General features: G+C 72.5%; 16 protein-coding genes and 1 tRNA gene. 10 read left to right on the top strand and 7 right to left on the bottom strand.

All coding sequences use genetic code 11. The annotated features are described in order from the left end of the window. Window positions 1-33: 33 nt before the first annotated feature. The 3 genes from ABD299_RS13830 to ABD299_RS13820 all read right to left on the bottom strand — a co-directional run bounded on the left by ABD299_RS13830 (window position 34) and on the right by ABD299_RS13820 (window position 1288). Window positions 34-121 (bottom strand) — tRNA-Leu (locus ABD299_RS13830). Window positions 122-247: 126 nt separating this feature from the next. Further along, window positions 248-913, bottom strand: a complete 666-nt coding sequence (locus ABD299_RS13825) for a YidC/Oxa1 family membrane protein insertase (protein ID WP_344262042.1) — start codon at window positions 911-913, stop codon at window positions 248-250. Window positions 914-985: 72 nt separating this feature from the next. Beyond that, window positions 986-1288 carry a DUF6412 domain-containing protein gene (locus tag ABD299_RS13820; RefSeq protein ID WP_344262040.1) on the bottom strand — a complete coding sequence of 101 codons (303 nt, stop codon included), beginning with the start codon at window positions 1286-1288 and terminating at the stop codon, window positions 986-988. Window positions 1289-1595: 307 nt separating this feature from the next. Here ABD299_RS13820 and ABD299_RS13815 point away from each other — a divergent pair, with 307 nt between their 5' ends. The 5 genes from ABD299_RS13815 (at window position 1596) to ABD299_RS13795 (ending at window position 5186) form a co-directional block, all read left to right on the top strand. Continuing rightward, the gene (locus tag ABD299_RS13815) at window positions 1596-2216 is read left to right on the top strand and encodes a DUF4178 domain-containing protein (RefSeq protein ID WP_344262038.1); all 621 of its coding nucleotides are present in this window, start codon (window positions 1596-1598) and stop codon (window positions 2214-2216) included. After that, a complete protein-coding gene (locus tag ABD299_RS13810) occupies window positions 2213-2707 on the top strand; it encodes a DUF2617 family protein (RefSeq protein WP_344262036.1) in 495 nt (164 codons plus the stop codon). Before ABD299_RS13815 ends, ABD299_RS13810 begins: the two co-directional genes overlap by 4 nt. Window positions 2708-2712: 5 nt before the next feature. Further along, a complete protein-coding gene (locus ABD299_RS13805; RefSeq protein ID WP_344262034.1) occupies window positions 2713-3111 on the top strand; it encodes a DUF4247 domain-containing protein in 399 nt (132 codons plus the stop codon). A gap of 73 nt (window positions 3112-3184) precedes the next feature. After that, on the top strand, window positions 3185-3613 hold the full coding sequence (locus ABD299_RS13800) for a DUF350 domain-containing protein (protein ID WP_344262032.1): 429 nt from the start codon (window positions 3185-3187) through the stop codon (window positions 3611-3613). Window position 3614: 1 nt separating this feature from the next. Next, window positions 3615-5186, top strand: coding sequence for a polyamine aminopropyltransferase (locus tag ABD299_RS13795; RefSeq protein ID WP_425581332.1), 1572 nt, complete (start codon window positions 3615-3617; stop codon window positions 5184-5186). Here ABD299_RS13795 and ABD299_RS13790 read toward each other — a convergent pair. Further along, window positions 5179-5796: an ATP-binding protein gene (locus tag ABD299_RS13790; RefSeq protein ID WP_344262028.1), complete on the bottom strand. Its 618-nt coding sequence runs from the start codon at window positions 5794-5796 to the stop codon at window positions 5179-5181. The two genes, ABD299_RS13795 and ABD299_RS13790, sit on opposite strands and share 8 nt — an antisense overlap. A gap of 362 nt (window positions 5797-6158) precedes the next feature. Between ABD299_RS13790 and ABD299_RS13785 the strand changes: the two genes are divergently transcribed. Together ABD299_RS13785 and ABD299_RS13780 are read left to right on the top strand one after the other, a co-directional pair. Further along, on the top strand, window positions 6159-6401 hold the full coding sequence (locus tag ABD299_RS13785; protein WP_344262026.1) for a DUF397 domain-containing protein: 243 nt from the start codon (window positions 6159-6161) through the stop codon (window positions 6399-6401). Between the two features lie 96 nt (window positions 6402-6497). Then, window positions 6498-7421, top strand: a complete 924-nt coding sequence (locus tag ABD299_RS13780; protein WP_344262024.1) for a helix-turn-helix domain-containing protein — start codon at window positions 6498-6500, stop codon at window positions 7419-7421. A 66-nt stretch (window positions 7422-7487) separates the two neighbouring features. Here ABD299_RS13780 and ABD299_RS13775 read toward each other — a convergent pair whose 3' ends face one another. The 3 genes from ABD299_RS13775 to ABD299_RS13765 all read right to left on the bottom strand — a co-directional run bounded on the left by ABD299_RS13775 (window position 7488) and on the right by ABD299_RS13765 (window position 9978). Next, the gene (locus ABD299_RS13775) at window positions 7488-8306 is read right to left on the bottom strand and encodes an SAM-dependent methyltransferase (RefSeq protein ID WP_344262022.1); all 819 of its coding nucleotides are present in this window, start codon (window positions 8304-8306) and stop codon (window positions 7488-7490) included. A 105-nt stretch (window positions 8307-8411) separates the two neighbouring features. Then, a complete protein-coding gene (locus ABD299_RS13770) occupies window positions 8412-9326 on the bottom strand; it encodes an alpha/beta fold hydrolase (RefSeq protein ID WP_344262020.1) in 915 nt (304 codons plus the stop codon). Then, window positions 9304-9978 carry a TetR/AcrR family transcriptional regulator gene (locus tag ABD299_RS13765; RefSeq protein WP_344262018.1) on the bottom strand — a complete coding sequence of 225 codons (675 nt, stop codon included), beginning with the start codon at window positions 9976-9978 and terminating at the stop codon, window positions 9304-9306. The genes ABD299_RS13770 and ABD299_RS13765 overlap by 23 nt, the downstream gene beginning before the upstream one ends. 29 nt (window positions 9979-10007) lie before the next feature. On the opposite strand from ABD299_RS13765, the gene ABD299_RS13760 reads away from it, so the two are divergent. The 3 genes from ABD299_RS13760 to ABD299_RS13750 all read left to right on the top strand — a co-directional run bounded on the left by ABD299_RS13760 (window position 10008) and on the right by ABD299_RS13750 (window position 12708). Beyond that, window positions 10008-10502 (top strand): PH domain-containing protein, encoded by a 495-nt coding sequence (locus ABD299_RS13760; RefSeq protein WP_344262016.1) that lies wholly within the window; start codon window positions 10008-10010, stop codon window positions 10500-10502. Next, window positions 10499-12148 (top strand): PH domain-containing protein, encoded by a 1650-nt coding sequence (locus ABD299_RS13755; RefSeq protein ID WP_344262014.1) that lies wholly within the window; start codon window positions 10499-10501, stop codon window positions 12146-12148. Before ABD299_RS13760 ends, ABD299_RS13755 begins: the two co-directional genes overlap by 4 nt. Window positions 12149-12252: 104 nt before the next feature. Beyond that, the gene (locus tag ABD299_RS13750) at window positions 12253-12708 is read left to right on the top strand and encodes a Crp/Fnr family transcriptional regulator (protein WP_344262012.1); all 456 of its coding nucleotides are present in this window, start codon (window positions 12253-12255) and stop codon (window positions 12706-12708) included. Window positions 12709-12767: the final 59 nt, after the last annotated feature.

The raw sequence follows: 12767 nt of genomic DNA, 5'->3' as shown, positions 1-12767 counted from the left end.
GGAAAGACCCCAGATGGACTGGGGTCTTTCCAGTGGTGTCCGAGGGGGGACTTGAACCCCCACGCCCGTAATCGGGCACTAGCACCTCAAGCTAGCGCGTCTGCCATTCCGCCACCCGGACGAGGTGACGCGCGCGGCCCCTGGCCGCGGCGACACCCCAACCATACCAAGCTCCGCGGGATGCTCCGGCCGGGCGTCCGGGGTGACGCTCTGCTCACCGCGGGTGACCGGAGGGCGGCGAGGCGGCTCAGGCCAGCAGGGCTCGCTCGGTGACCGTCCAGGCCAGAGTGGTGGCCAGGTAGAGCCCGGCGGCCAGGGGCACGACCGCTGCGGTGACCAGGCTGCCGAAGGACAGCAGGGGGAGCAGCCGCAGGGGGCCGGTGAGCTCCGGGGAGGCCGCCCTGCGGGCCCGCAGCCAGCTGATCGTGGCCACGGCGCCGATCACGGCGAACAGCGCCAGGAAGACCAGCCCGTGCGGGCCCAGCGGGCCGCCGTCGGACAGGGCGTGGACCCAGCGGCTGCCGAGCGGGGTGCCGAGCAGCGCCTCGTCCAGCAGGCCCGATTCCGGGCGGGTGAACAACTGGAAGAGCACCAGGAAGACGGGAATCTGGAGCAGCACCGGCAGGCAGCCCGCCAGCGGCGAGGTGCCGGTCTCGGCGTGCAGCCGCTGGAGGGCCCGCTGCTGCCGGGCGGGGTCGTCCGGGTGGCGGCGGCGGATCTCCGCGATCCGCGGTGCCAGTGCCGCGCGGGCCTTCTCGCCCCGGATGCCGGCCCGGGCCAGCGGGTGCAGGGCGAGCCGTACGCCCATCGTGCAGGCGACGACGGCGGCGGCCGTCGCCGAGGCTCCGAACAGGGGGGTGAGCAGGTCGGCGAGGCGGGCCAGCAGTTCACCGAGGGTGGTCAGGACAGACATGGGGGAGCCCTCCGCGGGGTCTCGTCATGGGCCGGGAATGGAGTCGGCGTGACGAACCGCGCGGGCGGCGCCCTACGCGGCCGTCCGGAGGGGACGGCCGGGAGCCCGGGGCCGGGGGCGGCCCGCGGCGTCCGGGTCGCGCTGCGGAAGGAAGGCCGTGCGGCGGCGCCGGTCGCGCAGGGCGGTGCGCACCCGGGCGGCCGGCAGCGGAGCCGCGCACCGGGCGGAGAAAAGGGCGCACAGCAGCAGCGCGCCCGCGAGGGTCGCGGTCGCGGCCGCGACGGCCGGTGCGAGCCCGCCCGGCTGGAGGAGCAGTTCCGCCAGCATCAGGAGAACGGCGGCGGAGTGGGCGAGAAGAACCCGGGGGGTGTTCATGCCGTTCCTCCCTCCGCTTCCGCTGTCGCCGCCCGACGGACGTGCCCGCCAGGATACCGGCCGGTGCGCCGGCGTCGGCGGGGGCGCTCGTCCGGGTGCTGCGGACGGCCCGCGCACGGCCCCGGTGTCCGCGGGGCGGGCGTTCTCCCGGCCCTGGGGAACACCCGCCCCCGCCGGCGGCCGGGCGCCGCAGGCTGCCGGAACGTGATCCGGAACAGGGAACCACTGGCCCCCGGACGGCGTGATTGCCGGTGCGTGCGATACTCGTCCGCACATCTGAACGACGGGGGAACGGGGACACATCACCATGGAGTTCGTGCTGACGGTTGCCGTCCTGGCGGGGCTGGCCGCGGCGGTCGTGGTCGTCCTGCGGTCCATGCGCGGGACGGGTCGGACGGAGCCCCCGGTGCCCGCCGATCCTTTCGCCGACGAAGGGGCCACGTCCGGTGATCCCCGGACGCTGAAGGCCGGAGACATGGTCGAGTACCTCGGCGAGCGGCTGTTCGTCCGCGGCTCGCTGCGGCTCACCGAGGGCGGCTTCAGCTGGTCGGAGCACTACCTCGATGCCATGGACGGTCCGGACGGCACCCGGCGCTGGCTATCCGTCGAGGAGGACCCCGATCTGGAGGTCGTCCTGTGGACGCCCCACTCCGATCCGGAACTGGTGCCCAGCCGGAAGGAACTGACGGTCGAGGGCGTCACCTACCGGCGTACCGAGCACGGCACCGCCACCTACAGCTCGGAGGGAACAACCGGTCTCGGCGAGACCGGACGGGTGGAGTACGCCGACTACGAGGGCCCCGGGGGACGAAGCCTGGCCTTCGAACGCTTCATGGGAGCGGAGAGCGGCCGTGGAGGCTGGGAGGCTTCCCTGGGCGAGCGGATACCGAACGGCACGCTGGTCATCTACCCCAGTGGTGACGCGTGAGCGCCGTGGCGCTCGCCGTCCCCTATCTGGACACCGGCGCGGAGCAGCTGGCCTTCGCACTGGACCTGCCGGCCCAGCCGGCCCTCGCGGTGACCGAGGCGGATCTGGGCCGGGGGCGGACCGCCGAACTCAGGCTGCTGGGCGCATCGCACCAGGTGTTCGCCGGGCCCGTCCGCGAGACGGTGGCCTGCCTGCCCGGGTGTCACGGGCCGCTGCCCGCCACGGTGCGCAGCGATGTCCAGGGCTGGGGCTACACCTTCTCCTCGGAGATACGCCAGTACCCGCCGGCCGAGTTCAGCCGGCGGGTGGCGCGGCTGCGGGCGGATCTCGCCGGCCGGCCCGGGGCGCTGTGCGGGGTTTTCCCGGGCTCCCCCGACGCGGTCACCGGCATGTGTGTGACCGCCGGGGCGGCTCCCGGCTGGCGGACCTGGCACGCCTACCCGCAGGAGCACCGGATCGTGTCCACCCGTACCTGCCTGGAGCTGCCGTGAAACGGATGGGACTGCTCGTCGCGCTGCTGATGACGGGGACGCTGCTGACCGGATGCGGCAGTTCCGGCAACGATGTCCCCCGCAGCTGGATCGCCGCCACCTATGACTCCGCTCCGGGCTACAACGCCTGGACCTCCGGCAGGCCGCCCGCGGCCGTGGCGGGGGAGATCGCCGGCCATCGCAGTCCGCGTGCCCGGCGCAACAGCGCCAACAGGCACTACCTGCGCTATCGCGACCACATCGTGGCGGTGACCCCGGGGCTCCGTGGGGGCAGCCGGATCGAGATCGAGACCTACCGCCGGGGACATCAGCGCTGGCACTCCGATGTCGGCAGTTACTGGCCCGCACCCGGCCGCGGCGGCAGCGGCTACCGCGGCGGAGGGCCGGGCTCCGGCGGCAAGTAGGCCGCTTCTCCCGTAGTTCCGCGGCCCGTGCGGGAGCCGGGCCGCACCATCAGAAAGGGACCTCGTGGCAGGTATGTTCGAGACGGCCGGCATCGTCTTGCTGTACGGGCTGGTCGGCGTCGGTGTGATGACGCTGGGGTATCTGGCTCTGGATCTGGTGACCCCGCGCCGCCTCACCCAGGCGGTGTGGACCGAGCGGAACCGCGGCGCGGCCATCGTGCTGAGCGGCCAGCTGCTGGGCGTGGGCATGGTCGTCAGCGCGGCCATCCACGCCAGCGAGTTCCAGAAGGGCCTGGCCCAGGGGCTGGTCAGCACCGCGCTCTACGGCGTCGCGGGCGTGCTGGTGATGACGCTGGTCTTCGCGGTCGTCGGAATCGTCACCCCGGGCCGGATGGGCGCCACGGTCCTGGAGGACTCCGACGGACGTCCGCACCCGGCCGCCTGGGTGCAGGGCGCCCTGTACATCGCCACGGCGCTGATGCTCTCCGCCGCCCTGTCGTGAGCTGAGCGTGAGTCAGGACGCCGCGGGCGCCGCCCTGCGCCCCGGGCCGGCCCGCTTCCTGCTGCTGCTGGCGGTCTTCATCTGTGCGGCCTGCGGCCTGGTGTACGAGCTGGCGCTGGTCGCGCTGGGCAGCTATCTCGTCGGCAACACGGTGCTGCAGACCTCCATCGTGCTGTCGGTGATGGTGTTCGCCATGGGCATCGGCTCGCTGGCCGCCAAGCCGCTGCAGCGGCGGGCGGCCGGTGCCTTCGCGCTGGTCGAGGGGGCGCTCGCGCTGATCGGCGGGCTGTCGGTGCTCATGCTGTACGCGGCCTTCGCCTGGCTGAACATCTACACGGTGGCGATGGTGGCGGTCGCCTTCTGCGTGGGGGTGCTCATCGGCGCGGAGATCCCCTTGCTGATGACGCTGCTCCAGCGCATCCGCCGCCAGGACGCCGGCCGGGCGGTGGCCGACATGTTCGCGGTCGACTACATCGGGGCGCTGATCGGCGGGCTGAGCTTCCCGCTGCTGCTTCTTCCGCTGCTCGGGCAGATCAAGGGCGCCCTGGTGGTCGGCGCGGTCAACGCCGTGGCGGGCATGGTGGTGGTGCTGTGGCTGTTCCGGCACCGGATGCGGCGGGTCGTCCGCGCGGGGCTGTGGGCCGGGATGGCGGGCGTTCTGGCGGTGCTGGGCGCGGCGTTCGTGTTCGCCGACAGCTTCGAGGTGACCGCGCGGCAGCAGCTCTACCGGGACCCGATCGTGCACGCGGAGCGGACGCCGTACCAGGACATCGTGATCACCCGGGCGCCCGGTCTGGCGGGCGGCCCGGACCTGAGGCTGTTCCTGGACGGGGATCTGCAGTTCTCCTCGGTCGACGAGTACCGCTACCACGAGGCGCTGGTGCACCCGGCGCTGGCCGGTGACCGCTCGTCGGTCCTGGTGCTGGGCGGGGGTGACGCCCTGGCGCTGCGCGAGGTGCTGCGCTACGAGGACGTGGAGCGGGTGGTGCTGGTCGATCTCGACCCGGCCATGACGCGGCTGGGGCGCTCCTACGGACCGCTGGTGGAGCTGAACGGCGGCGCCCTGGAGGACCCGCGGGTCACCGTCGTCAACGAGGACGCCTTCCGCTGGCTGCGCGAGGCGCCCCCGGAGAAATTCGATGCGGTGCTCGTCGATCTGCCGGACCCCAAGAGCACGGCGACCGCCAAGCTCTACTCGGTGGAGTTCTACACGCTGATCTCGCGGGCGATGGCACCGGACGGGCGGCTCGTCGTACAGGCGGGCTCGCCGTTCTTCGCCCCGCGCACCTACTGGTCGATCGAGACGAGTCTGCGCGAGGCCGGTTTCGGCACGACGCCGTACCAGGTGGACGTCCCCACGTTCGGGAACTGGGGCTTCGTGCTCGCCGGGCGCCAGGCGGCTCCGCCCGCCCGGCTGGCCGGGCAGGTGCCCGAACTGCGCTTCCTGGACCAGGAGGTCCTGAGCGCGGCCACGGTGTTCCCGCTGGACCGGCGTGCGGAGGAGGTCCAGGCCAGCACCCTGATGCGCCCCAGGGTGCTGGAGTACCGCCGGCAGGAGTGGCGGATCAACTGACCTGGCGGACCTCGGAGGTGCCGCACGCCCCGGTGCCGAGTGCCTTGAGCCAGGACGGACCGCTCAGCAGCTCCAGCAGGAGGAGCAGCCGGGTGAGGGGGTCCCAGCCGACGTCCTGCTCCTCGACGGTGGCCTCCTCGGCCGCACCCGGCGTGGTCAGCAGGGCCCAGACGACCTTGCCGTGCCGGTCCGGGGTCGTCCAGCCCCAGGAGTGGGCGAGAGCCTCCAGGACGTGCAGGCCGCGCCCGGACTCCATGAGGTGGTCCGGGTCCTTCACCACGGGTATTCCGGTGCCGGGGTCGAAGACGGCGCACAGGACGGAACCGCCGCAGTGCACCAGGGTGAGCAGCACGGGCTGGGCCCGGGTGGCCGGCGGCAGCGGACAGTGGTGGGCGGGGGCGGGCAGACCGTAACGCACCGCGTTGGTGACCAGCTCGGAGACGACGACCGCCGCGTCGTCGGTCAGGTCCTCCAGGCCCCAGCCGCGGAGTGTGGAGCGGGTCATGTCGCGCGCGGAAGCCGGAGTGTTGGGCTCACCGCCGAGGGAGAAGGTCGCGTACCCGGCGGCGTCCACCTCGCCCGGGGGCAGTGGGGACGCGGGTCGCCGCACCGCGGATGCGGGGAGCCTCCCGGACGGTGGGAGCAGCGTCAACCCCGCTGGCTTCCATTGAGGTTGAGCTGTCATGACGACCTCCGCAGCGATTCCCTGACCGACCCCTTGGCGGCTGCTCCGCTCGGGTCATCCTCACCGAACCGAACGTGTTCGTGCAAGTACATCTGAAAGAACCGATGCAAGAACGGGTGCAAGAACGGTCTGCAAGGACACCTGTAAGGACATCTGCACGAACGAATGCAAGAACATATGCAAGAACAGATGCAAGAACGCCGGGAGTTGAGGCAGTATGAGACCGGCTCGGCGGCCGCCCGCTACGCGGGGGCCGCGCACGCGCGAAACGGAACGTAGGAGTAGGTATGCCGCAGATCGTCAACGGTGTCCGTGCCACCCGGATCGAGGGCGCGGTCTGGCGCAAGAGCAGCCGGAGCAACCCGAGCGGGAACTGTGTCGAGCTGGCCGGGCTGCCCGGCGGGGGAGTGGCGGTCCGCAACTCCCGGGACCCGGAGGGCCCGGCCCTGGTCTACACGGACGCGGAGATCGAGGCCTTCATCCACGGAGCCAAGGACGGCGACTTCGACGACCTGCTGGTGCGGGGCTGAGGGCGGCCGGTGCCGCAGGGTGCCGGGGCGCGACTGTACGTAGCGCGCGAAGAATGGAAAACTGTGCGGGTACTCAATCCACTCGAGGGACTTGACATGGTGTCAGCACAGTCGGGACGCACGTCGGCGGTACGGGATCTGCTCTCGGACCCTCGCGGCGGGCCCACCGTTCTGCGCATCGTGCTGGGCACTCACCTGCGGCGGCTGCGCGAAGGCTGCAACATCAGCCGCGAGGCGGCCGGTGAGGCCATCAGGGCCTCGCACGCCAAGATCAGCCGGCTGGAACTGGGCCGGGTCGGTGCCAAGGAGCGGGACATCTCCGACCTGCTCACCCTCTACGGAGTGGTCGACCCCGAGCGCCGCGAGATGTTCCTGGCGCTGGCCCGGCAGGCCGGCACGCCCGGCTGGTGGCACAAGTACAGCGACGTGCTGCCCCAGTGGTTCGAGACGCTGATCGGCCTGGAGGAGGCCGCGGCGGTGATCCGCACCTACGAGGTGCAGTTCATCCCCGGCCTGCTCCAGACCCCGGACTACGCCCGTGCCTGTGTCCGGCTGGGTCACCCCCGCGAGTCCGACCGGCAGATCGACCGCCGGGTCGAGCTGCGGATGGAGCGGCAGAAGCTGCTCTACCGACCCAACGCGCCCAAGCTGTGGGCGGTCGTGGACGAGGCCGCGCTGCGGCGCCCGCTGGGCGGCCCCGAGGCGATGCGGGCGCAGATCAAGCACCTGCGCGAGGTCGCCGAGCTGCCCAACATCACGCTCCAGATCGCGCCGTTCAGCATCGGCGGCCTGGCCGCCGCGGGCGGCCCCGTCACCATCCTGCGGTTCCTGGAGCCGGATCTTCCCGACATCGTCTATCTGGAGCAGCTCAACAGCGCCCTCTACCTCGACAAGCGCGAGGACGTGGAGGACTACCTGGCCGTCATGGACAGCCTGTGCGCGACCGCAGAGCCGCACGGCAGGACGCCGGACGTCCTGGACAACCTGAGGTTCCTGGACGGGCTGAAGCGGAGCTCCTGAGGGTGTGCGCCGGACCGGCCGCCGGCCGGCCCGGCGCACACCCTCACCGCGGACGACGGGCCGGTCTCACGGCTTGCGGGCGACGCCGCCGAACTCGATCCACTCGTCGGTGAGCTGGCGGGGCCCGAGCTCGGAGTCCGGACGCCAGGTGCTGATCTCCACCAGCCCCGGGTCCAGGATCTCCAGGCCCGTGAAGTACTGGGAAACCTCGTGACGTTCGCGGACCCGGCCCCAGTTGCCCTGGGTGCTCTTGTCCATGAACGCGCTCATCGACTCGCGCATCTCGGCGCTGTCGCTGACGAGCTGGTTGATGACCAGGAAGCTCCCGGACGGCAGCCGGTCCGCCACCCGGCGCACCAGGGCGCCGGGGTCGTCGGAGTCCGGGATGCAGTGCAGCACGGACACGAACAGGGCGGCCACCGGCTGTCCGAGGTCGATGAGCCGCTCCACCTCGGGATGACCGAAGATCCCGTCCGTGTCCCGCATGTCCGCCTGGATCACTGCGGTGTTCTCGTTCTCCTCCAGCAGCGCCCGCCCGTGCGCCAGCACGATCGGGTCGTAGTCCACATAGACCACGCGCGCTCCGGGGTCCACGCGCTGGGCGATCTGGTGAACGTTGTCCTGGGTGGGCAGGCCTGAGCCGTGGTCCAGGAACTGGCGGATCCCGTACTCCTCGGCCAGCACCCGCGTCGCCCGCTGCAGGAATCGCCGGTTGTTCACCGCCAGCGGCCGGGTGCTGGGGGCCGCTTTCTCCAGCTCGTCGAAGACCGTCCGGTCCACGGCGTAGTTGTCCTTGCCACCCAGTGCGTAGTCATACATCCGGGCCACACTCGGTATGTTGACGTCGATCTGGTGCATCGTTCCCTTGTTGTCGTCCTGGGTCATGGGCGTGCTCGTCCTCCTCGCGGGCGGTGATGATGCGATTACCGGCGCATCCTCGCACGAGTGAACGAGTTTGACGGGACGTCAGCTGAGCAACCCCGGGAACGCTCAGGCCGGGGGCATGCGTTCGTCCAGCCAGGCGAGCAGGTCGGCGCAGACCTCGTCGCGGTTGGTCTCGTTCAGGATCTCGTGCCGGGCTTCGCGGTACGCGCGCCAGGTCAGGTCACGCGTCCCCAGATAGCGGAAGTCCTCCAGCAGTTCGTGGACGAGGATCATGCCGGCGTGGCAGGGGTCCTGGTCGCCGACGGCGATGTGCACCGGGAGGCCGCGTGGGATACGGGCGAGCTGCGCCGGGTCGTTGATCTTGCGGACCCCCAGCACCCAGTCCAGGGCGAGGCCGGTACTGAAGGGGAACCCGCACCGCTCGTCGGCGACATAGGCGTCGACCTCCGCCGGGTCGCGGGAGAGCCACTCGAAGCCGGTGCGGTGCTCGAACGCGTCGTTGAACGAGCCGAACAGCTCCGGGACGAAGGCCGAGGGGGTGTCCCGGCCGGTGCGGGCCGCCTCCTCCTCCAGCTCCCGGACGGCGGAAGCGGTCTCGCATCCGGGCAGGGAGCGGAAGGTGCCCGAGAGGATCAGCCCGGCCAGTGTGCCGCCGTGCTCCTGCGCGTAGTCGCGGGCGAGTTGGGAGCCCATGCTGTGCCCGAGCATCACCACCGGGATGCCGGGGATCCGGTCGCGGGCCCGGTCACCGACCGCCCTGAGGTCGCCGACCGTCGCCCGCCAGCCCGAGTCGCCCGCCACGCCCAGTCCGCCGGTGCCCTCGGCGGTGGCGCCGTGCCCCCGGTTGTCGGAGGCCACCACCGCGTAGCCGTGGGCGTTCAGCACCCGGGCGAAGCGGTCGTAGCGGCCGGAGTGCTCGGCGGCTCCGTGGACCAGCTGGACCCAGGCGCGCGGGGGGCCCGCGGGCAGCCAGGTGCGGGTGGCGATGCGCACGCCGTCAGATGCCGGGGTGTACTCCACGGCCTTCTCCTTCGGGGGAGGGGGGACGGAACAGTCCCCGGGTCAGTGTGCGGGTCACGTGCTCGACGGCCCGGTGCCGGGGCATCGACCCCTCGGTGACGGACTCCCAGCCGGCCGAGGCCATGTACCACAGCGCCCGGACGAACCACTCGGGGTCGTATTCCGGGTCGAGAACCCCCTCGGCGAGACCGCGGCTGAGGAGGTCGGCAACCGGCGCGTGGGCCTCTTCGAAGGCGCGCTCGAAGCCCGCCTCGTCCCATTCGCCTCCCTGCCCCTCGCCGAACAGGAAGGCCATCCGGTCGCTGACCCGGAAGACGGCCTGCACCGCGCGGGGGAAAGCCTCGGCCGGCGCGCCCTGGTCCAGAGCAGCCTCCTCGAACGCCTGCCGGGTGGCCTCGACGGCGTCCCGGGCGAGCTCACGCACCAGGGCGGAGCGGTCGGGGAAGTACCGGTGCAGGGTGCTGCGGCCCACACCGGCGGCCCGGGCCACCTCGCTCAGCGAGGCGGTGCGGTCACGGGCGTAGACGGAGATCGCCGCGTCGAGGATCGCCCGGCGGGTGCGGGCGGTCGTGCCCGGGGCCGTCGAGCCCGGACCGGAACGAGGCGTGCGCGGCATGAGGGCATGGTAGATCACCGTATCGAACTGGAACATGCGTGTCCTTCTGTGGGACAGTCTGTCTCATGAAGGAACAGATACGTCTCCGTCCCCCGCGCCGGCGGGTGGAGCGCAGGGCCGTCCTGTGGTGGACGCTGCGCGCCCTGTTGCCCGTCCTGGCGCTCGCCACCCCCCTCACCTGGGCATACGTGGCCTGGGAGGCGTCCCGTCCCTGGGCCGGGCCGCTGCTCGCCCTGGTGGCGGGCGGCGGCCTGCTGCACACGGCGGTCATGCCTGCCTGGCGCCTGTCGGTCCATCGGTGGGAGGCCACCGACGGAGCCGTGTACGCGCTGACCGGCTGGTTCGTCAGGGAGTGGCGCATCGCCCCGATCTCCCGGGTGCAGACCGTGGACACCGTCCGGGGGCCGTTCGAGCAGCTCCTGGGCCTGGCCACCCTGGTGGTCACCACCGCCTCCTCCAGCGGCGCGGTCCGCATCGGCGGCCTGGATCCGGTGACCGCGTCGGAGGCCGCCGAGCGGCTGACCGAGATCACCCGCCGTACCCCGGGAGACGCGACATGACGGCTGTGCGGCCGGACGGCCCGGTGCGGGAGGACGGCCCGGCGCCGGAGGCCGGTGCGGCACAGCCGTGGCTGCGACTGAACCCCAAGCTGATCTGGGTGGACGCGCTGCGCGTGCTGCTCTCCCTGCTGCCCGCGGCGTTCGCCCTGCTGGTGCTGGACGTGGAGAGCAACGCCGGGGTGGTCGGGTCGGTCGGGGCGATCGCCCTCATGGGTGTCGCCGGTGCGGTCGCGGACCTGGTCCGCTGGGTCAGGACCCGCTACCGGGTGACCGAGGAGTACGTCGAACGCCGCACCGGGCTCTTCGTCCGCAGACACCGCTCCATACGCCGGGACCGGATCCGCAGCGTGGACGCGGAAGCCCGGCTGCTGCACCGGATCACCGGCCTGCGCCGGGTACGCATCGGCGCGGGCCAGGTGGTCACCGCGGGGGAACCGGCACTGGTCCTGGACGCCGTGGACCGGAAGGTGGCCGAGGAGCTGCGCCGGCAGCTGCTCGGCGTCCGCCCCCGGGCGGGTGCGGCGCGGGCGGAGGAGGTGCGGCCGGCGGAGGAGGCCGGACCGTCCGCCCGGGCGCCGCAGCCGGGCGACGCCACCCCGGACGGAGGCCGCGTGCTGGCGGTGCTCCGCTGGTGGTGGGTCGTCTACAACATCGTCGGCGTCTGGGTCTGCGTGGCGGCGGCCGGCGTGCTGTGGGGCGCCTTCTGGACCACCTCCCTTCTCGGCTTCGACGCCGCCGCCTGGATCGGCTCGCTCGCCGACTGGGAGGCGCTCGGACCGGTCCGGACCACCGCCGTCGCCCTGGCCGCCACCGGTGCGCTGGGCGTGCTGTGGATGGCCGGCTCGTTCTTCACCGAGCACGCCCGGTTCCGGCTGGAGCGGCTGCCCGCCGGGGACGGCACCGTGCTGCGAACCACCCAGGGGCTCTTCAAGACAAGGGAGATCACCCGGGACGACAGCCGGCTGCGCGGCGTCAGCATCTCCGAGCCGCTCCTGTGGCGCTGGAGCGGCATGGCCGACACCTCGGTCATCACCACCGGCCTGTCGGTGTGGAGCACCGCCTCCACGGTCCTGCCGCGCGGCCCCCGGCGGGTCGCCTACCCGGTCGCCGCCGAGATCCTCGGCGCACCGCGGAACCCACTGGCCGCCCCGCTGCTTCGCCACCCGCGGGCCGCGCTGCACCGGCGGCTGCTGTGGGCGGTCTCGGCCACCGCGGCCGCCACCGTCCTGATCGCCTGGCTGGGGGCCACCACCGGCTTCGGCGGCCGGGCGTGGTGGATCGCCGCGGCCGTCCTGCTGCCCGCCGCGGCGGGTCTGGCCGTCGCTGCCCACCGGTCGCTGGGCGACGCGGTCGCCGGCGACTACCTGGTGGTGCGGGCGGGAGCGATGACCCGGACCACCTCCGCGCTGCGGCGCGACGCGGTCTGCGGCGTCCGGGTGCGGCAGTCGGTGCTGCAGCGCCGGCTGGGCCTGGCCACGTTCTCGGCGAGTACCGCGGCCGGTTACGGCCGGTACTCGGCGCCGGATGCCGGGGTCCGGCGGGTGGAGGAACTGGCCGCCGCGGTGCTGCCCGAGCACGTGCGGCCCCTGCTGGAGGGCGACCGGGCAGATCACGGCCCGGATCGCAAGGGCCCGGTGGGGGCATAATTGGACCCGAGGGCCTGTTCCTCCCGTTTTCGGATCGTCGCACCATGGTGAGCACGACGTACTGAGGCGGCAGCGCAGTACCGCACGCACGAAGGAGGCGCCCCATGGTCACCACGACCGGACTTCTCGGCAAACTCCCGGCGGAGTACCGTTCCCGTCTGCACGAGCTGGGACGGGAGGTGTCCTTCCCCATCGACACCCGGCTCTTCACCGAGGGTGGCAAGGCGGACCGCTTCTGGGTGTTGCGCACCGGCTCGGTCACCCTGGACGTGCATGTTCCGGGCCGCCGCCCGGTGCCCATCGAGACCCTCGGGCACGGTGAACTGATCGGCTGGTCCTGGCTGTTCCCGCCCTACACGTGGCACCTGGGGGCGCTCACGGCGAGTCCGGTGCGGGCCCTGGAATTCGACGCGCAGGAGGTCCGCGAGCTGTGCGAGCGGGACTCGGGGCTCGGCCAGGCTCTCACCTATGTCTGCGCCGAGGCCATCTCCCACCGCCTCCAGCGGGCCCGGATGCGGCTGGTCGATCTCTACCAGGGCGGGTCCGTCGCCGTCTGGTGACCCGGTCCGGAGAACCCCCGGTGGCCCGCTCGCGGTGCGGGCCACCGGGGCCGGGCCGC

It is taken from the genome of Streptomyces sodiiphilus, from assembly GCF_039529215.1.
Taxonomy (GTDB): Bacteria; Actinomycetota; Actinomycetes; order Streptomycetales; family Streptomycetaceae; genus Streptomyces; species Streptomyces sodiiphilus.
Note: the sequence above shows the minus strand (reverse complement) of the source record. Positions and strands in the feature narration are given on the sequence as shown.

What these genes read in the sequence shown, in the direction of transcription:
- ABD299_RS13825 (WP_344262042.1), bottom strand. Translation starts at nt 913, where the DNA reads ATGTCTGTCCTGACCACCCTCGGTGAACTGCTGGCCCGCCTCGCCGAC.
- ABD299_RS13820 (WP_344262040.1), bottom strand. Translation starts at nt 1,288, where the DNA reads ATGAACACCCCCCGGGTTCTTCTCGCCCACTCCGCCGCCGTTCTCCTG.
- ABD299_RS13815 (WP_344262038.1), top strand. Translation starts at nt 1,596, where the DNA reads ATGGAGTTCGTGCTGACGGTTGCCGTCCTGGCGGGGCTGGCCGCGGCG.
- ABD299_RS13805 (WP_344262034.1), top strand. Translation starts at nt 2,713, where the DNA reads ATGGGACTGCTCGTCGCGCTGCTGATGACGGGGACGCTGCTGACCGGA.
- ABD299_RS13800 (WP_344262032.1), top strand. Translation starts at nt 3,185, where the DNA reads ATGTTCGAGACGGCCGGCATCGTCTTGCTGTACGGGCTGGTCGGCGTC.
- ABD299_RS13785 (WP_344262026.1), top strand. Translation starts at nt 6,159, where the DNA reads ATGCCGCAGATCGTCAACGGTGTCCGTGCCACCCGGATCGAGGGCGCG.
- ABD299_RS13780 (WP_344262024.1), top strand. Translation starts at nt 6,498, where the DNA reads ATGGTGTCAGCACAGTCGGGACGCACGTCGGCGGTACGGGATCTGCTC.
- ABD299_RS13775 (WP_344262022.1), bottom strand. Translation starts at nt 8,306, where the DNA reads ATGACCCAGGACGACAACAAGGGAACGATGCACCAGATCGACGTCAAC.
- ABD299_RS13765 (WP_344262018.1), bottom strand. Translation starts at nt 9,978, where the DNA reads ATGTTCCAGTTCGATACGGTGATCTACCATGCCCTCATGCCGCGCACG.
- ABD299_RS13760 (WP_344262016.1), top strand. Translation starts at nt 10,008, where the DNA reads ATGAAGGAACAGATACGTCTCCGTCCCCCGCGCCGGCGGGTGGAGCGC.
- ABD299_RS13755 (WP_344262014.1), top strand. Translation starts at nt 10,499, where the DNA reads ATGACGGCTGTGCGGCCGGACGGCCCGGTGCGGGAGGACGGCCCGGCG.
- ABD299_RS13750 (WP_344262012.1), top strand. Translation starts at nt 12,253, where the DNA reads ATGGTCACCACGACCGGACTTCTCGGCAAACTCCCGGCGGAGTACCGT.